This window comes from Pseudomonas sp. PS01297, from assembly GCF_029959305.1.
GTDB classification, from domain to species: Bacteria; Pseudomonadota; Gammaproteobacteria; order Pseudomonadales; family Pseudomonadaceae; genus Aquipseudomonas; species Aquipseudomonas helleri.
Window position 1 is genome coordinate 20,048 of sequence record NZ_JASCPQ010000051.1, and the last position, 17,362, is coordinate 37,409.

The 17,362-nt window shown below is 53.8% G+C and carries 17 protein-coding genes and 1 pseudogene; 10 read left to right on the forward strand and 8 right to left on the reverse strand.

Annotated elements, in window-relative coordinates; genetic code table 11:
- Nucleotides 1-55 precede the first annotated feature (55 nt).
- The gene (locus QMX84_RS15930; RefSeq protein WP_282364254.1) at nucleotides 56-1,387 is read right to left on the reverse strand and encodes a PLP-dependent aminotransferase family protein; all 1,332 of its coding nucleotides are present in this window, start codon (nucleotides 1,385-1,387) and stop codon (nucleotides 56-58) included.
- A 98-nt stretch (nucleotides 1,388-1,485) separates the two neighbouring features.
- Here QMX84_RS15930 and QMX84_RS15935 point away from each other — a divergent pair, with 98 nt between their 5' ends.
- Nucleotides 1,486-2,382, forward strand: a complete 897-nt coding sequence (locus QMX84_RS15935; protein WP_282364255.1) for a DMT family transporter — start codon at nucleotides 1,486-1,488, stop codon at nucleotides 2,380-2,382.
- Between the two features lie 9 nt (nucleotides 2,383-2,391).
- On the opposite strand, the gene QMX84_RS15940 is transcribed toward QMX84_RS15935, so the two are convergent.
- Nucleotides 2,392-3,276, reverse strand: coding sequence for a hypothetical protein (locus tag QMX84_RS15940; protein ID WP_262126723.1), 885 nt, complete (start codon nucleotides 3,274-3,276; stop codon nucleotides 2,392-2,394).
- 573 nt (nucleotides 3,277-3,849) lie between these two features.
- Between QMX84_RS15940 and QMX84_RS15945 the strand changes: the two genes are divergently transcribed.
- Entirely contained in the window at nucleotides 3,850-4,656 is an 807-nt protein-coding gene (locus QMX84_RS15945) for a lipopolysaccharide biosynthesis protein (protein ID WP_262126722.1), read from the forward strand.
- 5 nt (nucleotides 4,657-4,661) lie between these two features.
- On the opposite strand, the gene QMX84_RS15950 is transcribed toward QMX84_RS15945, so the two are convergent.
- Complete coding sequence (locus QMX84_RS15950) at nucleotides 4,662-5,198, reverse strand: tetratricopeptide repeat protein (RefSeq protein ID WP_262126721.1); 537 nt, start codon at nucleotides 5,196-5,198, stop codon at nucleotides 4,662-4,664.
- Between the two features lie 247 nt (nucleotides 5,199-5,445).
- Between QMX84_RS15950 and QMX84_RS15955 the strand changes: the two genes are divergently transcribed.
- The 5 genes from QMX84_RS15955 to cyoD all read left to right on the forward strand — a co-directional run bounded on the left by QMX84_RS15955 (nucleotide 5,446) and on the right by cyoD (nucleotide 11,879).
- Nucleotides 5,446-7,719, forward strand: coding sequence for an FdhF/YdeP family oxidoreductase (locus QMX84_RS15955; protein WP_282364256.1), 2,274 nt, complete (start codon nucleotides 5,446-5,448; stop codon nucleotides 7,717-7,719).
- A gap of 131 nt (nucleotides 7,720-7,850) precedes the next feature.
- A complete protein-coding gene (locus tag QMX84_RS15960) occupies nucleotides 7,851-8,795 on the forward strand; it encodes a COX aromatic rich motif-containing protein (RefSeq protein ID WP_282364258.1) in 945 nt (314 codons plus the stop codon).
- Nucleotides 8,792-10,918, forward strand: a complete 2,127-nt coding sequence (locus QMX84_RS15965; protein ID WP_282364259.1) for a cbb3-type cytochrome c oxidase subunit I — start codon at nucleotides 8,792-8,794, stop codon at nucleotides 10,916-10,918. The genes QMX84_RS15960 and QMX84_RS15965 overlap by 4 nt, the downstream gene beginning before the upstream one ends.
- The gene (locus QMX84_RS15970) at nucleotides 10,915-11,547 is read left to right on the forward strand and encodes a cytochrome c oxidase subunit 3 (RefSeq protein WP_153332732.1); all 633 of its coding nucleotides are present in this window, start codon (nucleotides 10,915-10,917) and stop codon (nucleotides 11,545-11,547) included. Before QMX84_RS15965 ends, QMX84_RS15970 begins: the two co-directional genes overlap by 4 nt.
- Nucleotides 11,544-11,879, forward strand: a complete 336-nt coding sequence (gene cyoD / locus QMX84_RS15975) for a cytochrome o ubiquinol oxidase subunit IV (RefSeq protein WP_282364260.1) — start codon at nucleotides 11,544-11,546, stop codon at nucleotides 11,877-11,879. Before QMX84_RS15970 ends, cyoD begins: the two co-directional genes overlap by 4 nt.
- 276 nt (nucleotides 11,880-12,155) lie before the next feature.
- Here cyoD and QMX84_RS15980 read toward each other — a convergent pair whose 3' ends face one another.
- On the reverse strand, nucleotides 12,156-12,671 hold the full coding sequence (locus QMX84_RS15980; protein WP_153375044.1) for a DUF1440 domain-containing protein: 516 nt from the start codon (nucleotides 12,669-12,671) through the stop codon (nucleotides 12,156-12,158).
- 212 nt (nucleotides 12,672-12,883) lie between these two features.
- On the opposite strand from QMX84_RS15980, the gene QMX84_RS15985 reads away from it, so the two are divergent.
- Both QMX84_RS15985 and QMX84_RS15990 read left to right on the forward strand, forming a co-directional pair.
- Nucleotides 12,884-13,327, forward strand: coding sequence for a hypothetical protein (locus tag QMX84_RS15985; RefSeq protein ID WP_153336140.1), 444 nt, complete (start codon nucleotides 12,884-12,886; stop codon nucleotides 13,325-13,327).
- A gap of 29 nt (nucleotides 13,328-13,356) precedes the next feature.
- The gene (locus QMX84_RS15990; protein ID WP_282364261.1) at nucleotides 13,357-13,869 is read left to right on the forward strand and encodes a DUF2867 domain-containing protein; all 513 of its coding nucleotides are present in this window, start codon (nucleotides 13,357-13,359) and stop codon (nucleotides 13,867-13,869) included.
- 73 nt (nucleotides 13,870-13,942) lie between these two features.
- Here QMX84_RS15990 and QMX84_RS15995 read toward each other — a convergent pair whose 3' ends face one another.
- Nucleotides 13,943-15,250, reverse strand: coding sequence for a DUF2002 family protein (locus QMX84_RS15995; protein WP_282364262.1), 1,308 nt, complete (start codon nucleotides 15,248-15,250; stop codon nucleotides 13,943-13,945).
- 211 nt (nucleotides 15,251-15,461) lie between these two features.
- On the opposite strand from QMX84_RS15995, the pseudogene QMX84_RS16000 reads away from it, so the two are divergent.
- Nucleotides 15,462-15,620: pseudogene (locus QMX84_RS16000) on the forward strand (type II toxin-antitoxin system ParD family antitoxin); the annotation flags it as partial.
- Between the two features lie 305 nt (nucleotides 15,621-15,925).
- Here the strand turns inward: QMX84_RS16000 and QMX84_RS16005 are convergent.
- The 3 genes from QMX84_RS16005 to QMX84_RS16015 form a co-directional block, all read right to left on the reverse strand.
- Complete coding sequence (locus QMX84_RS16005) at nucleotides 15,926-16,303, reverse strand: hypothetical protein (protein ID WP_282364263.1); 378 nt, start codon at nucleotides 16,301-16,303, stop codon at nucleotides 15,926-15,928.
- Between the two features lie 135 nt (nucleotides 16,304-16,438).
- A complete protein-coding gene (locus tag QMX84_RS16010; protein ID WP_282364264.1) occupies nucleotides 16,439-16,681 on the reverse strand; it encodes a hypothetical protein in 243 nt (80 codons plus the stop codon).
- Between the two features lie 97 nt (nucleotides 16,682-16,778).
- Nucleotides 16,779-16,982: a hypothetical protein gene (locus QMX84_RS16015; RefSeq protein ID WP_282364265.1), complete on the reverse strand. Its 204-nt coding sequence runs from the start codon at nucleotides 16,980-16,982 to the stop codon at nucleotides 16,779-16,781.
- Nucleotides 16,983-17,362 lie beyond the last annotated feature (380 nt).

A 17,362-nucleotide genomic window follows, 5' to 3' on the forward strand; every position in this document is an offset into this window, starting at 1 on the left:
ACAGGTCGGCCTGCCACTGAAGAACTCAGTGGCAGCTCAAACCCGGCGCTAAACCCTACGAATACTCATCAACCACCCACTTCACTTTCGCCAGCCCCTCACGCAGTGACGCCAAGTCTACTGACCCTAGCGCCAGACGAATCGCACGCGGCACATGGGTCGAGGTCGCAAATGGCTGCGCAGACGACACCGAAACGTGCTCGCGCATCAGGGCTGACACGACTTGCTCTGCGCGGGCGTCTTCAGACAAAGGCAGCCAGATAAAGTAGGAGTACGGATGACGGACAGTGCGCAACCCAGCCAGGAGTTCGTCAGCAATGTTTTGTCGGGCATGTGCGTCTTGGCGCTTTTGCACTTCCAGACGGCTGACGGTTCCATCCTCCAGCCATGCGCTGGCAAGGGAAGTCATAACGCCGGGGGTGTTCCACGCGGTCACTCGGATCACGCGCTCCAATGCCGCGATCAGGTGGCCGGGGGCGGCCATAAAGCCGACACGCAAGCCCGCAGCAACGCTTTTGGAAAGCCCTGACACGTAAATTGTCCGTTCTGGCGCCAGTTCGGCGATAGGCAGCGGTGGGTTTTCGACAAGAAAAGCGTAGGCAGCGTCTTCAATAATATGCAGGTCATGGGTGCGCGCTATGGCGACCAACTGCTGACGCTGCTCAAGACTCATCACCCAACCCAGTGGGTTGTGCAGTGTCGGCATGCTGTAAACCGCACGGACTGAACGGCTGCAACAGAGTTTTTCCAATGCATTGAGATCAGGGCCGCAGTCGATCACCGGCACGGACAAAACTTCCAGGTGCAGGGTCTGCGCAAGCGCTTTAAACCCCGGATAGGTCAGCGCATCAACAGCCACCACATCGCCAGGTTTTAACAAGGCCATCAGCGCCACCGTCAACCCATGCTGAGCACCATTGACGATCAACACCTGTTCGGCCGGGACGTTCAAACCGCGAGCTGACAGATGCCTCGCCACTGACGCCCGCTCGTGCAGGCGGCCGCCATGTGGCTGGTAACGCAACAACGACTCCAGATCCCCGGATAACGCCAGTTGCCGCAACGCAGTGCGAAGCATGTCGGCTTGCCCCAACGCGGACGGGTAGTTGTAGTTGAGGTCCAACATGCCCGCCGTGACTTTCGGTTGGTCAATGCCGTGACCTGGCGGCAGCGACGTCTCCCTGACGAACGTCCCGCGCCCGGTCTCTCCGCTGACCAGCCCCATGGCCTCAAGTTCTGCATACACCCGGCTCGCCGTGACCAGCGCCAACCCTTGTGTCGCGGCCAACTGGCGGTGCGTAGGCAAGCGTGTACCCGGTGACAATCGCCCTGAGCGGATATCAGCGGCAAACGAGTCAACCAGCGATTTGTATCGGGAACGGGGCATCGGAATATGTATCCATGACAATATTTTGATTGTCATCAATCTTCAGCCATAGCATGCGCCTAAAGCAATCCTGCCCTTAGCCTTGAGCGTGAGACCCGATGGAACGCACCTCTAATTTGCACACCCCAGCGAACGAGAAAAACCTTTCCGGCTGGATCAACGGTTTTATCGGCGTGGTCATTTTCAGCGCCTCGTTGCCCGCGACCCGCGTCGCCGTGCAAGAGTTTAATCCGGTTTTTCTGACCTTTGCCCGGGCCACCATCGCCGGGGTGCTGGCGCTGTGCATTCTGCTGGCGCTTAAAGCCAGACGCCCGGATCGAAGCCAGCTGTTTTCACTGCTGATCGTGGCGATCGGCGTCGTGCTGGGGTTTCCATTGTTGACCGCGTTGGCCTTGCAGCATGTCACCTCGGCGCACTCCATCGTCTTCCTCGGCCTGCTGCCGCTCTCGACTGCCGCCTTTGCCGTACTGCGCGGGGGTGAACGCCCGCGCCCGGCGTTCTGGTTCTTTTCGGTTCTGGGCAGCGCACTGGTGATCGCGTTTGCCATCTCACAAGGGCTAACCGCCTCTGCCCGAGGCGACATGCTGATGCTGTTGGCAGTCCTGATCTGCGGCCTTGGCTACGCCGAAGGCGCCAAACTGTCGCGAACCCTGGGCGGTTGGCAGGTTATTTCATGGGCGCTGGTGCTCTCGCTGCCAATCATGGCAACACTGGCCTGCATCGTGGCCCCCGCCTCTTTCGCAGGCATCAGCCCGCCTGCGTGGTTCGGCCTGGGCTACATCTCAGTGTTCAGCATGTTAATCGGCTTTTTCTTCTGGTATCGCGGCCTGGCCCTGGCCGGTATTGCCGCTGTGGGCCAGCTTCAACTGTTGCAGCCTTTTTTCGGGCTGGCCCTGGCCGCTACTTTTCTGCATGAAACGGTGACCCTTGGCATGTTTGGCGTGACCGGCGCGGTAATTGTGTGTGTCATTGCGGCCAAGAAGTTTGCCAAGTGACTATGGGAATTAAATAGATAGCTGAGATATAGCCTTGGACCGTCGACCTGCAAACCACTGTTTGAGGTGTGAATCAAAGTCCCTGGCTATACAATCGGCTTCATCAAGACAGTTTTCGGCTTCTGCTCTATAGCCTAAACCTTGTTGGGCCTTGGCAAGTTCTAGAAGTAAAAAGGCCTTATCCACGTTTTCAGAACCATTCGACGCGATTATGCCTAAAGCCTCTTCAACACAATCGACAGAAGATTTCCACTCTGAGAATCGATTATAAGTCAGCGCACACAAATACAAGCTCCGCTCGTGATTTACCCACACTCCAAAATCTCGCCATAGCTGCTTGCAAACCAAGGCAGCCTCAATCGTTGTGTGCTTGTGGAACGGATCATCAGCCTCCAAACGTGGATCCTCAATCAATTTAGAGACGATATTATTTAACGCCGCAGCCATACTTTTACCCGTGACAGGACTCGCCGGGCTTATGAATGATGAAGCATAGTTGCTCAACAGCGTAAGCGAATTCACTATGGACTCGTCGCCCCGCGCTGATTGCACACACAACAAGTTCACCAAGGCTTTAGTTTCCGACACACTGACATTTGCCAAACGGGAGTACTCAAACTCAGCGTTAAAAGCTTGCACAGGATGACCAGAAAAGTAAGCAGCGACAGATAAAAATTTAAAATACGCCTCCATGCCTTCACACTTATTAGCATTCAGCCAAAGGAATGCACTTTCCCAGTCCGAGAGCAATTCCCCTACTACATGGTTAATCAGCCAGAAATAAGTATTTTTTTCATTATCTTCAAGAGTACTGAACTCTATGCGCGCTAACAGACTTCTTGCTTGATCCGGATTTTCATCATGACTCTCTAACGCTTCTTTCAATAAGGACACTGCAACCCCCCAACACCAATAAAATTAAGCCATTCATAAAAAATACTTTCACACTAACGCGTGGACGTTTTCTTATCGGCTAGCCTGTCAAAAATCACCAATCTGGAGCAACCATCATAAAAAGGCATCATCTCAGTGCAACCCCCCCGTCATTATCGACCATTCACATTTCGTGCCTGATCCTGCCTTCTCCCATAAATACGTCCAAACACCCACTGCAAGACCTGAATACTGCAAAAAGTGTGCTCCACAGAACACCTCTGCTGATAGCCTGTTTAAAAATGATGTTAAAAAATCGCCCACATCCAATCCTACTTAATGAGTGCGCACTAAAGGCCAAAACTATCAACCAGATCAAGCTCACTTTATTAATTAATGTTAAGACAACTAACACTTCTTTACAGTTGTGAAAATTCAGTGAAATTGCGCGCGATAATTGCTTCAAAACTACCAAACTGACAGATTTTTCATGAGTGAAGTCAATATCCCACACCTATACTGGAAAAGGACTACATATGCTCTGCACATATGGGCGTAAGGTTCTTCAGTTTCTGCTCCAGAGGGTTCAAAGCCATGGGCGTTGCCAGCACCTATATTTCCACCCATTCTCCTACGCCGCTTGCACTGTCGGGTTGCAAGGATATCGCTGAGGGTGCTGTATTTATCATTGCTTCGGGTGCTTCAGCCAAAGACTTCCCTCTAAATGAGTTCAAACACGTGCCGATGATTGTGGTGAACGGCGCGATTTCGATGTTCCTGAATACTTCAATCAACCCTTTTTTCTATGTCTGCACCGACTCTGGCTTCTTCACCCAGCAAAGCCGCTTATTCCACGCAGGGCTGGCACTTAGCCAGCGCGTAGTGCTGCGAGAAGATTATGTGCTGCATGACATTCCTCTGCCATCCGGCGAATTTTACGCCTTGAAAAAAGCCGCTAAATCTACTTGGAGAGATTTATTCTCAGCCGAGCCTGGTAATTTGATCCGCCGCTCCAAATTCCATACAGGCCGCAACAGCAGTATCGGCTTCAGTAAAGATTTAAGTGAAGGTTATTTCGACGCCAGAACAGTGGCCTATCTTGCTTTGCAAGTTGCCTATCACGCGGGCTTCAATAAAGTATTTATGGTCGGGGTAGATTTATGCCCTGATACAGGGCGTTTTTATGAGACGGCTCAATCAAACAAGTCACCCTGCGTGCTGGATGAGCATATGGAATCTCGCATTCTGCCCTCCTTTGAACTGATGGCAGAAAAGGTCATAGATACTGACTTTAGCGTTTATAACTTGTCCAGCACCTCGAAACTTCCCAGCAGCCTGATCCCCTATAAATCAATTGAAGAAGTCAGGCAATTGGTCCCCCGCAAAGTGCTAAAAATCTGATGGGTTCAAGCCGAAGTACTGGGCTCATCCGTCTCAATACTTGAATTCTGCTGCGGGTTCCCGGCAGCCACTAACAGCTCATCCCGATACTCTGTCAGCGCTCGGGTATAGGGTGCCAGCCCGTTGCCATCCGCCGTTTTTAAAGCAGCCTCCAGCATGGTGGCGAGCGCCAATTTGGTCTCACCAACGGTGTGCAAAGCCAGCGCAGTGAACGCAGCAAGCGCCGCATTGTTTGGTTGTTCAGCCCTGGCGAGCTGTAACCACTCGAGTGATTCATGCGCACACCCTACATTCCTGAGGGTGCTGCTAAACCCGATCAAAAACTGAAATCGGTGTTCTTCAGGCACGCCAAGCGCCCAGCCCTTGCGATAGTAAACCAGGGCTTGTTCTTCATCACCCACGCGGTCACACGCATAAGCCGCTGCTATTTGCGCAGCCACTGCATTGGGGTACTGCTGCGCAAGCGGAACGGCGTGTTCATAAGCGCCGTTAAAGTCAGCGGACTGCGTCATCGTTGCAATGATGGCGAGGGTGTCTTCCATAGATGTCTGCTCCTTCAGTTGGGCTGAACTTAATAACATAAACACGCCCGGTAACTCATCTGCGCAGGCTTTATAAAGGGTAGCGGCGGCATTCTTGACAGATATAGATCGCTTACCTATGGTCAATCGAACCGCTAATAACCTTATAAAAAACAGACTTATAACCGTGAGTCAGTTTGTTGGTGTGCGCCCGGACTCAGGCTCAACGCTGTCGTAGAGCGTGTTTTTTGGGGTTCAAGGAGTGAACATGTCCAAGCAAGGAAAGGTCGAGGGTATTCGTGATTACACAGCGCCTGCCGGAGGATGGGGCGCGTTAAAGGCCACCGCGAATGCCATTCGCGAACAAATGGAGAATGTGCAGGCCGTTACCACGCTCCTGAGAACCAACCAACCCGATGGGTTCGATTGCCCTGGTTGCGCCTGGCCTGACAAAAAGCACAGTTCAACCTTCGAATTTTGTGAAAACGGCGCCAAGGCTGTGACGTGGGAGGCGACCAGCAAACGTGTGACACCGGAGTTTTTTGCCGAAAACACGGTCAGCGCCCTGCTCAATCGCAGCGATCACGAGCTGGAAAACTACGGGCGCCTGACCTGCCCGCTGGTGTATGACCGCGCCTCTGACACGTTCAAGCCCGTGGCCTGGGACGTTGCGTTTGAACGTATTGGCGAGGTCCTGCGCAGCCTCGACCCCACTCAAGTTGAGTTCTATACCTCGGGTCGGGCCTCTAACGAAGCGGCTTATCTGTTCCAGTTATTTGCCCGCGGTTTGGGCTCCAACAATTTCCCTGATTGTTCCAACCTGTGCCATGAACCCACCAGTGTCGGCCTGCCCCAGTCCATCGGCATTGGTAAGGGCACGGTGTCTCTTGATGATTTTGATCTGTGCGAGTTGGTCATCTCCATTGGCCATAATCCGGGTACGAATCACCCGCGGATGATGGGCACGCTGCATGAGGTGTCACGCCGCAAAGTACCGATCCTGGTGTTTAACCCTATCCGAGAACGTGCCCTGGAGACCTTTGCCGACCCGCAGAACATGGTTGAAATGGCGACCTATGGATCAACACCGATTGCCTCCACCTACTTGAATGTCAAAGCAGGCGGTGACGTGGCTGCGGTTAAAGGGGTGATGAAAGCTGTACTGGAACTTGAGGAGCGTGTCGGTGAAGTACTGGACCACGCGTTTATCGCGACTCATACCCAAGGCTTTGAAGCACTGAAAGCAGACTTGATCGCGACCGAGTGGTCGCTGATCGAACGCCACAGCGGGCTCACTCGCTCAGCGCTGGAGCAAGTCGCGGCAGCCTATGCCAAATCCAATGCCACCATCATCACGTACGGCATGGGCATCACCCAGCACAATGCCGGCACCGAAAACGTGCGCTCGCTGTGCAATCTGCTGATGCTGCGCGGCAATCTGGGTAAACCGGGCGCCGGCATATGCCCGTTGCGCGGGCACTCCAATGTGCAGGGCAACCGCACGGTGGGTATCACGGAGAAACCCTCGGCGAGCTTTCTGCAAAAAATTGAACAGACCTTGGGTTTTAAGCCCCCTGCTGCCCCAGGCCACAACGCGGTGCAAACCATGCAAGCCATGGTTGCCGGAACCTCAAAGGCGCTGATTTGCCTGGGCGGAAACTTTGCGGTGGCGCTGCCCGACCCCGAGCAATGCTTCCCGGCCATGAAACAGCTGGACCTGAGTGTGCATATCGGCACCAAGTTGAACCGCTCACATTTGCTGGTCGCGAAAGAGACTTATATTTTCCCCTGCCTGGGCCGTACAGAACTGGACCTGCAAAATGGCATCGCGCAAGCGATTACCGTTGAAGACTCGATGTCCATGGTCCACGCCTCTGCCGGTCGCTTGCCCCCCGCCTCCGAGCACCTGCGTTCAGAACCGGCGATCGTGGCCGGGATGGCAAGCGCTGCACTGCCGCATTTGTCGATTGCGTGGCCGGAACTTGTGGCCAATTACGACCTGATCCGGGACCTGATCGAAAAAACCATCCCCGGCTTTGAAGACTACAACCAGCGAATCCGTGTGCCCGGCGGCTTCAGATTGCCCTTGCCGCCTACCGAACGCATTTGGCACACGCCCTCCGGTAAAGCCGAGTTTTATGTGTACCCAGGTGTGGATGAAGACTGGGTGGTGCAAGGCGAGGATGTGCTACGGCTCATGACCTTGCGCAGCCATGACCAATACAACACCACTATTTACTCCTTGGATGACCGCTACCGGGGCGTCTTCGGCCGGCGCGATGTGCTGTTCATCAGCGCGCAAGACTTGCAGGCACGCGGTCTGGCCCACGGTGATCTGGTGGACATCGAGACGGTGACCTCGGGCCGGCAGATGCGTTACGAGAAACTGACGGCCGTAGAACACGCCATCGCGCCCGGCTCGGTGGCGGCTTACTACCCGGAAGCCAACTGTTTGATCGCCCTGGACAACATTGACCCGCAGAGCGGTATTCCGGCTTACAAATCAGTGCCGGTGCGGGTCAAACGCTCCAGCCTTAACTGACACCCTGTACCGATCAATCACCCGGCAGTCGCCTGACGAACCCTGCACTGGAGGTCATCTGAACGCATGCCTTGACTAAAGCCCCCTCAACAAAGCGCTGATCAAGTTGTAAGACTCAAGGAGATTACCGCGTGAAAGGAATCACACCCTGCGCTCTGATTGTCTCGGGCCTTCTGCTGCCCGCACTGGCGCAAGCCGCTCCATCTGCTGACACGGCGATCGCCAACGCCGGTTTTATCGACGCCGCAGGCCCGATTGCGGCCGCGCAATTTGAGCACTTCAAGACGATTATTTCGCTGATGCTCATCGTCGTCGTGCCGATATTTATCCTCGTCCCTTGGGTGCTGTGGCGTTATCGCCGCGGCGGTCGGGGCGCGTATCGGCCTGACTGGGATTTCAACTGGGGTAATGAAGCCGTTTTGTGGGGCATACCGATCATTCTGATCATTGTCCTCAGTTCGGCGCTGTGGGCGCACACGCACAAATATGACCCGTACCGCCCACTTGGCAGCGACCCGCTGGACATTGAAGTGGTCTCGCTGGACTGGAAGTTCCTCTTCATCTACCCGCAGCAAGGCATCGCCACCCTCGACTACCTGGCACTGGAGCAAGACCGCCCGGTGCGCCTCAAGCTCACCAGCGGCACGGTGATGCAGTCCTTCATGATCCCGCAACTGGCCGGGCAGATTTACACCATGGCCGGCATGACCACGCAATTGAACCTGATGGCGGACCGCGCCGGTGAGTACCGGGGGCGTAACACGCAGTACAACGGCGATGGCTTTGCCACTCAATCGTTCCCCACGGTGGTGATGCCGGCCGGGCAATTCGACGCGTGGGTCCGTGACGCCCGCCAAAGCGCGCAGACACTGGACCTGAGCACTTACCAAGAGCTGCTCAAACCCAGCATCGAGCATGCGCCGCGCTATTACGGCAGTGTCGAAAACGGCTTGTTCGAGCGGGTTCTCGGCAGTTTCACCGGCGGCCATGGGCACGCCAAAGCGACTAGCGCCCAGCCATCACCAGGGCATGAACAGCATCTTCAACACACCAGCACAAAAGGGGCAGAACAGTGAGTTGGGAGACTATTTTCGGGCAACTTAGCTGGGACTCACTGGTGTTTGCCGGCGCCATCAAGCACCCGTCAACCAGCGAATTCGTGGCGTCCGGGGCGGGCAGTATTGTGATACTCGGCGCGATCGGTGTGGTGGTTTTGCTGACCGTCATGCATTGGTGGAAGCCGCTGTGGCGGGACTGGCTGACCAGTGTCGACCACAAAAAAATCGGCATCATGTACATCGTCATCGCCCTGGTCATGTTCTTGCGGGCCTTGATCGAAGCGGGCGTGATGCGTTCTCAGCAACTCGCGGCCGCCGATGGCGCGGGCTATCTCTCGGCTGATCACTTTGGCCAGCTATTTACCACCCACGGCACGATCATGATCTTTTTCGTGGCGATGCCGTTCATCACCGGCCTGATGAATTACGTGATGCCCCTGCAGATCGGCGCGCGCGATGTCAGCTTCCCGCTGCTGAATGCGATTTCGTTGATGCTGACGGCGGCAGGCGCGGGTTTGATCATGGTTTCGTTGGTCGTCGGCGAGTTTTCAACCGGCGGCTGGAGTGGCTATCCGCCCTATACCGGCATTGAGTTCAGCCCCGGTGAAGGCGTGGATTACTGGATCTGGTCAGTCACCCTGGCGTCGATCGGCTCAACCCTGACCGGGCTCAACTTTGCCGTGACCCTGTACAAACAGCGCTGCCCTGGCATGTCGATGTTTCGCATGCCGCTGTTCTGCTGGACCACGCTCTGCACCTCGATTTTGATGATCTTCGCCATGGCGCCGCTCACCGTGGCCACAATCATGCTCGCGCTGGATCGCTACGTCGGTTTCCACTTCTTCACCAACGGTGACGGCGGAAACATGATGAACTTTGCCAACCTCTTCTGGCTGTTCGGGCACCCGGAGGTCTACATCCTGTTGCTGCCGGCCCTGGGCGTGTGGTCAGAGGTGGTCTCAACGTTTGTCGGCAAACGGATCTACGGCTACACCTCGCTCGTCTACGCCACCATGTGCATCGCGGTGCTCTCGTTCGGCGTGTGGCTGCATCACTTTTTCACCATGGGCCAAAGTGCCAACGTCAATGCCATTTTCGGTATTGCCACGATGATCATCGGCATTCCGACCGGGGTTAAGGTGTACGACTGGATCCTGACCATGTACCGCGGCCGAATCCGCATCACCACGCCGATGCTGTTTCACATCAACTTCCTGCTGACCTTTGTCCTCGGCGGCATGACCGGCATTCTGCTGGCCAACCCCACCGTCGACTTTCAGGTGCACAACTCGCTGTTTTTGATCGCGCACTTCCACAACATGATCATTCCGGGCGTTTTGTTTGGCATGTTTGCCGCCGTGCAGTACTGGTTCCCCAAAGCCTTTGGCTTCCGCTTGCACGAGGGCTGGGGCAAAGCGGCGTTTTGGTCGATGGCACCCGGCTTTCTGCTGGCGTTCTTCCCGCTCTACTGGCTCGGCATGAATGGCGCGCCACGGCGCACCGTGATGTGGTCCGATCCGTCGTTCACCCCTTGGTTTGCACTGGCCATGCTCGGCGCCGCATTGCTGCTGCTCGGCACGGTGTTCTTGCTGGTGCAGATCGCTGTGTCGATCCGCCAGCGCCGCCAACTCAATGTGTTGCTGGGCGATCCTTGGGACGGGCGTTCGCTGGAGTGGTCGATCCCGTCCCCTCCACCGGCGTGGAATTTCTCGGTCATCCCTCACGTCGATGGCCGCGACGCCTTTACCGAAGCCAAGAAAACCGGTCAGGCCTATCGCTCGCCCGCGGCATACAGCGACATCGAAGTCCCGCGCAACTCCATGGCGGCGCCATTGATCGGCGTCTTCAGCTTCACCCTGGCGTTTGGCCTCGTATGGCATATCTGGTGGCTGGTGGTGTTCTCGTTTGTCGCCGCTTGGGCTGTGGTGATCGCACGTTCGTTTGTCTCACAGACAACCGAGATTATTCCGGCCAGCCGCGTCGAAGCGGAACACGAAGCCTTTTTGGCTGCCGTACGGGCCACGCCCGGCGTGACCCGCGACCTGGAAATGAGCCCGAAAAACCGGGGCAAGGCCGCCCCGGACAGAATCGGGCAGCCCGGCCAGAAACTCCCTGATGACGTGTTGGAGTCAGCCCTATGAATGCGCCCCACTCTCTGCACCCCGGGGTGAACCTGGACGTGACAGACCGCGAGAGCCACGCCAAAGCCTCAGAAGTCATCTTCGGGTTCTGGATTTTCCTGATGAGCGACCTGGTGCTGTTTGCCGCGCTCTTTGCCACCTATGCCGCCATGAGCAGCCAAGGCATCGCCCATGGCCCGACGCCTGCCGAGGTCTTTGACCTGGGCTCGGCCTTTATCGAAACGCTCTTGCTGCTGTTATCCAGCTTCACTTTTGGCTTCGCCATTTTGGCCATGAAGTACAGCACCAGCCGCGCCCGACTTCTGGGCTGGCTGGGTCTCACCGCTGTGCTTGGCGCGGCCTTTGTGGCGTTCGAACTCCACGACTATTACGTGATGATCGAAACCCACGATGCGTGGCCGCAAACCAGTGGCTTTCTGTCCGCCTACTACTTATTGACCGGCACCCACGCCGTGCACGTGTCGGCCGGCATCCTCTGGATGATCGTGCTGGCGGTGCAAGTGATGACGCTGGGGGTCAATACACCGGTCAAACTGCGGCTTTTACGCCTCGCCTTGTTCTGGCACATGCTCGACATCGTCTGGGTCGGCATCTTCACCTTCGTCTACCTGTTCGGAGTCGCCACATGAACCCGGAAACCTCATCGAGCAACACTGTGCAGACGCAACCGGGCAACGAGCAGCGCAGCTATTGCATCGGCCTCGTGTTGGCCCTGGTCCTGACCCTGATCGCCTTCGGCCTGGTCTGGCTCAAGGTCGTTACAGGCACCCAGGCCCTCGCGGTATTGGGCTTCCTGGCGTTGGTGCAAGTGGTAGTGCACTTGCGCTTTTTCTTGCACATCGACTTGGGCAAATCACACCGCGATGACCTGATGCTCATACTGTTTACGTCATTGATCTTGCTGTTAATCGTTGCAGGAACGATCTGGATTTTGTGGGACCAACATGCGCGCATGATGTAAAAGCGCAGACGCAAAAAAGGGTGACCGGTTGAGGTCACCCTTTTTTGTTGTTCGAGTAAGGCTTAAACACCTGCGCGGCGTAAGCCGACTCACTAAATCAAAGTGATTGATCCCAGTTAGTCATCAAAAAACTGAACACGGCAAAGGCAATAAAAATAATCAAAAACACATGCTTTTTTTGAACCCGGTTTTTCATACCGCTCCCCTTTTGGTCTATTTCTGTCTTTTATAACCGACTGACGCCAGACAGTCATCGCCAGTCGCAGGAAACCAAATTTATAACTGATTGCGAGGAATGCTGTAGCGACGGTCACGCCTGACCGCCTCAATCGTCCAAATCCAGAACGCCGTGCCGACAAACTCCGAGATCAGCGCTTGCGAGCCCGCCAGCCACAACCACCCCGAAAGCCCCAACAACGGAACGACCAGACCGTGGGCAAACACCGAAACACCCACCCCAAAACCAACACCGTGCAGCATTCTTGCTCGGGGTAAAAACTCCACCGCCACGCAATAAATAATCGCCATCACGATTGAAAACAGGATGTGAACACCATTACCACCCCAGTTGATGCTGTACCCCATCCACTCGTAGGTCATGAGATCCACGTTAAAACCGAGCTTCTCCAAAAGCACGACCGGGGGCGGTGTGGTACTGAGAGTTCTCGGCGGAATTAAAGTCTCAAAGCCCGACTTCACCAGCGCCGAAATAACGCCGGCCACGATGCCCGCCCAAATGGCCAACTCTATGTTTCTCTCTAATTTGGGTCTCACTGCCAATAACGTTGACATTAAATAACTCCATATCCTTATCGAGTAACGTGCAGTACCGCCGTTATTAATACGCACACGCCTGCGCAGTGGATGACTGTAGTCGATGTTTTTTTCCTTTGCCGGATCATGACGCCTGCAAAGAGCTGAGCCAGAGTGAAGCCAGCCAGACAGGAGCGAGCTACAATCGAGCTACCTCTTAGGCTGAGTGTCTGTTATCGGAGCCCTGCGACATGTCAGATACCAATATCGATAAATTCAATGACTTGGCTGGCAAAATTTTTGCCGAGCTGTACGAGCACTTCCCGATCCCCTACGACCTCGTCGCAAAAAAACTGGCGACGCCCACCTTCACCTCTGAAGGCAACGACCTGTGCCTGCTGGAGCTGCCCGCAAGCGACGCTGATTTTTTTAATGCCACCGTCCGCTGGCTTATCGGCACCGGCTACCTGACCGGCGAAATCTGCCCCGACACCCAAGTCTCGGGAGCCGTCCTGACCTTAAAAGGCCTGGAAGCCCTGAAATCAACGCCGCACTGCCTTACCCACGGGCTTTCAATCCGCCAGCGCCTGGCCGAAACCATGAAAGAAGGCAGCAAAGAAACACTCAAAAGCGTGCTGGCCGAAGAAATCGCCCTGGGCGCCAAGCTCATCACCCCTGTGGTAGAGATTCTCTAGGGTGTGTAGGGCTCAAGACCTTGTGATAAATGAAATCAGCCCACCGGAAGGGAAAAAGTTTGGCCATCACCTCCCCTGCACCCACACTGCGCACGCCATCCGAGCTTGACTACTACCACATCAGATCAGTCCAACTCCCGGTGCACATCAGCCCGCTTGACGCCTGGAACATCATCACCGCCGACTCCGGGCTGCTCATGCGAACAGCGTTCCAGATAAGGGACGCGATCTCCGCAAAATTTGGCGTAAAAAGGATCGGCGGCTTCACGGGCGCCGAGCGCAAAGACGTACACGTCGGCGATCATCTGGATTTCTTTCTGGTGGAGCACAGCGACCCACAGATGCTGATCCTGACCGAACGCGACAGACACCTGGACGTGATGATCTGCATCTCGATCGCAGATCGCTTGCTCACCATTACTTCGTCGGTTGTCACCCATAACCTGTATGGGCGTATTTATATGGTGCCGGTGGGGGTGGCGCATAAGGTGATTGTGGGGAGTTATGTGAGGCGTTTGGCGCGGGTGGTTGGGGGTGGATAGGGGCGGGTTCGCGCTAGGGTTGCAGCCCGCCAGGAACATGAATGGACTCAATTCATCAAATCCACCACTGCACTCAAGTCTTACAGCACCACTCTCGATGGGCTCTCACTGCAGCCATTGAGAGTTCAGGAGTATTCGCCACTCTAGACCTAATCTTTTCGCCCGCGAGGCAAGCGTACTCAGAAGTGTCCAGGCTGGGTTTAAGCTGCAACTTGAGTTCCTCACACAAATAAATTAACCCTCTGTCCCACAGTGTATGGAGGTCACTGCGCAGTAGAAGTCCGTTACTAATATGATTGGTTTCTTTACCTAAGTAGGGCGTGACATGGGCAGCTTCAAGCACCTGCTGAACTGCAGAACCTGAGATAGCGCAACGTCCTTCATAGGCGGTAAGTAACCCACTGCGAAATGCCCCCTGCCCTTGACGTAGAGTTATCTCTTTCAAGGTTCGTGTACGGTTATCTTCAACGCCGTCTGGCGAAAAAGTAGACGATTCGTTTGCAGCACTAATGGTGATACCGTCCTCTGAGAGAGTCGTGCTTTCAAGCGTAAAGAACCCTTTTTCCCACAAAATAACCTTTGCTAGCCCTAATACTCTATATGTCGTGGCTTGTGGTTTCTTAGTAAGCTGCACAAGAACAGCCACAGGCACTCCATCCTCCTTACACCTATACAGCCCCTGATTAGTAAAAAGTTTTGTGGAACTCCCACGCGGGCTCTCCTCTTGAGCATAGGTATAGTGCCAACTTCCATTCTCTTGATAAACGGGCATTTGATCGCTGTAAGGACTGTCTAACCTCTGACTAATCGACAACGCATAGTCAGATTCCTTTGGCTTGTAAATGCCTTTTGCTGAAATCGCAACAGTAGATGGTGCATTCTGGAGTTGCTCCCAAGTAAGCACTTGCCCTGTACGCTGTTCAAACCACGCTAGCAACTCTGAATGGGTAACACGCTGACTTTCGGGGGCAGAAACCTCGCCTGCAAATGAGAGCCCTCCTGCACCTACCAGTTCGTCAGTAAGCGACGGATACAAAATCCTCAACAACCCTATTAACGAACTTTCAGACTCTAGCGATACGGGTATACCGTAGTGAATCAACTCCCCACCTTGATTCAAGCGCTTTGGAAATACGGTCATGTTGCTATGGTGAATATATTCGCTCCCGACAATTACACCGTTAACACTCTGAAGTTCAGAAACTCGCGCCGCCAAACCGGGATCAATTACCAGGGCAGATTTTCCTGAAATATTCTTCACATTTACGATCAGGTACTCGCCATGTTTATAACGCCAAATGCAGATCTTATCCGTATGGCTGACGACGGAAAATTTCAAATTTTCAAGAAACTGATTGATTTGCTGGGGCTTCAATTTCATTTTTGCTAGCACTTAACAATAGTAGGAGCGCCCGCCGACACAGGCTTGAGATTTTACCTGCGACGATAGCAGAAATATCCTACAAATTGCCCAGCAATGTACTGTGATGAAGCGTCATGATTTTTAGAAGACACGAAGCAAACCGAAGGCCCCGTAATTTCGATAGCGGCCAGGTGTTTTTTTCAGGATGGAGAGTCACGGGAAGCACATCATGTGCAGCACTCAACACTTCAGCATCACTTGGCCCAATCAGATGGGCGAGGCGGTGAAAGCCAAAGTTGCTACTGGTCAATACCCCACTGAAAACGAAGTCATTCGTGATGGCCTTCGAGCGCTGATGGCCCGTGACCGTGAAATGGAAGGCTGGCTGGTCGTCTAGGTAAAGCTACAGCTTACAACCAGACACCTTGGAGGATGGATCGCATCACAGAGGGTGATGCGTTGGCTACCAATGAATGAATTTTAGGCAAGCAAGCCGCTACTTTTGCCTAGAAGCCACAGTACTAACCCTGAGCTAATCAGCACTGCGCTACAAACATAGCCGAAGAAAAATTCAGCGGCATTTAAATTTACCAAGCACTCTCAAAAATTTGTCAGTGATTAACTCGCCGTATTGAGGCAGGCTCGATCAACAAAGAAAGCCATTTATTAGCAACGATACCGTTACTTCTCAAATCAACCAAAAATCTTGCTAACCAACACAAGCAAAAAAAGCAAACTTACTAGCACGATTCCAGCCCACTGCAAAAAAACTAGCCTACGCTTGAGCTGCACTGGAAACCGCCTGATATCTTCAGCATCAACAATTCCGCGCCTAATATATAAACCGGGAAAAGTTACAACCCCTGAAACACTACCAACCAGCAGCAACTTACCCCAAAGCCCGCCTTGCTTAAATTTCGCCAAACTATCAATAAAAGAGCAGTTTCGTAAAAACCCCAACATCAAATCCATCTGAGTAAATGCAATTCGAAGCGCAAAAGCTATCCAAACAAACATACAGATAATTACTGCACCACATAGACAACCAATGACAAAATCGACAGTACTCATTTCACGATCTCGTAGATCACATCCCCAGCCAACTCTCCAGCAATGCCTGAAGTTAAAGAGCCAGCCCCCACAACCATTACCCCGCATAACGCTGTAAGCCAAGTAAAATACATAAACCTGCTACGACAGGGACCGTTAAAAGTGAACCGGCAACGACACCACCTCCAACACCCACACACAAAAATCACTGTTTTCAACAGCGTCTACGATTTGTTGGTCACTCATTGGCCGACCGAACACATCAACATGAAATAAGTTAAGAGGCGTATGGGGCAAATGCAAAGCAAGCTCGACGTTCGCTTTTGCAAAAAATGGGGATTCTATATTTCTGAAGCTAATTCCAAGTCGTTCGCGATCTTGTCGACGAATAAGGCGCATGCAGTATTTTCCCTGATTAAGACCGACCGCGCCGATTGATGCTGGCCAACTTATTTGAAGAGCGCGGACTGTATCGGCCAGTTCTGCTAGAGATCTGTCAGATCTTTCCTTTAATTGGGAAAGTTTTATCTATTCCATGCTCGGCCCGATACGGTTGCACCTCTTCGGCCACATCCTTGCTCAGCACCTTCCAACAGGAAACCTTGGCCGTTACAGCGTGCAACACCAAGATGATCAGGCGCTGCAAAAAATTGCTCAGCCAACTGCAGACTCTGCTCTTGTGGCGAGCTAATTCGCGCATGCCCGCCCCAAAATTTGCTGCCTGCACATGATTACCGCGCCCGAATAATTCCCGCAAAGAACTTAATTACGGAATCTTCCTACGCAATATAAGGAATACGGAAGAGGACGAACTCAAAAGTCATCTTTAAAGTTCATGGCATTCAATCTAAGCCATTGCCTATAAACCGCAATCTGCGCACAGAGCAACTTAACTCTGCCCCCTGTGCACGCACTCAGGAGCAACTATGTCCCGTCCACAGGATGTGCGGTTTACCTTCAGTTCAACAGCCGACATTGCCTTTGATGTGGTGTCATTTGAACTGAGCGAAGGCATCTCTGAACTTTTCTGTTTAAACGTTGAATTGATCAGCGAATCCGCCACTGCCGATTTCGCCACCC

Coding starts and splice junctions, on each gene's coding strand:
- QMX84_RS15930 (WP_282364254.1), bottom strand. CDS start 1,387: ATGCCCCGTTCCCGATACAAATCGCTGGTTGACTCGTTTGCCGCTGAT.
- QMX84_RS15935 (WP_282364255.1), top strand. CDS start 1,486: ATGGAACGCACCTCTAATTTGCACACCCCAGCGAACGAGAAAAACCTT.
- QMX84_RS15945 (WP_262126722.1), top strand. CDS start 3,850: ATGGGCGTTGCCAGCACCTATATTTCCACCCATTCTCCTACGCCGCTT.
- QMX84_RS15950 (WP_262126721.1), bottom strand. CDS start 5,198: ATGGAAGACACCCTCGCCATCATTGCAACGATGACGCAGTCCGCTGAC.
- QMX84_RS15955 (WP_282364256.1), top strand. CDS start 5,446: ATGTCCAAGCAAGGAAAGGTCGAGGGTATTCGTGATTACACAGCGCCT.
- QMX84_RS15970 (WP_153332732.1), top strand. CDS start 10,915: ATGAATGCGCCCCACTCTCTGCACCCCGGGGTGAACCTGGACGTGACA.
- cyoD (WP_282364260.1), top strand. CDS start 11,544: ATGAACCCGGAAACCTCATCGAGCAACACTGTGCAGACGCAACCGGGC.
- QMX84_RS15980 (WP_153375044.1), bottom strand. CDS start 12,671: ATGTCAACGTTATTGGCAGTGAGACCCAAATTAGAGAGAAACATAGAG.
- QMX84_RS15985 (WP_153336140.1), top strand. CDS start 12,884: ATGTCAGATACCAATATCGATAAATTCAATGACTTGGCTGGCAAAATT.
- QMX84_RS15990 (WP_282364261.1), top strand. CDS start 13,357: ATGAAATCAGCCCACCGGAAGGGAAAAAGTTTGGCCATCACCTCCCCT.
- QMX84_RS15995 (WP_282364262.1), bottom strand. CDS start 15,250: ATGAAATTGAAGCCCCAGCAAATCAATCAGTTTCTTGAAAATTTGAAA.
- QMX84_RS16005 (WP_282364263.1), bottom strand. CDS start 16,303: ATGAGTACTGTCGATTTTGTCATTGGTTGTCTATGTGGTGCAGTAATT.
- QMX84_RS16010 (WP_282364264.1), bottom strand. CDS start 16,681: ATGCGCCTTATTCGTCGACAAGATCGCGAACGACTTGGAATTAGCTTC.
- QMX84_RS16015 (WP_282364265.1), bottom strand. CDS start 16,982: ATGCGCGAATTAGCTCGCCACAAGAGCAGAGTCTGCAGTTGGCTGAGC.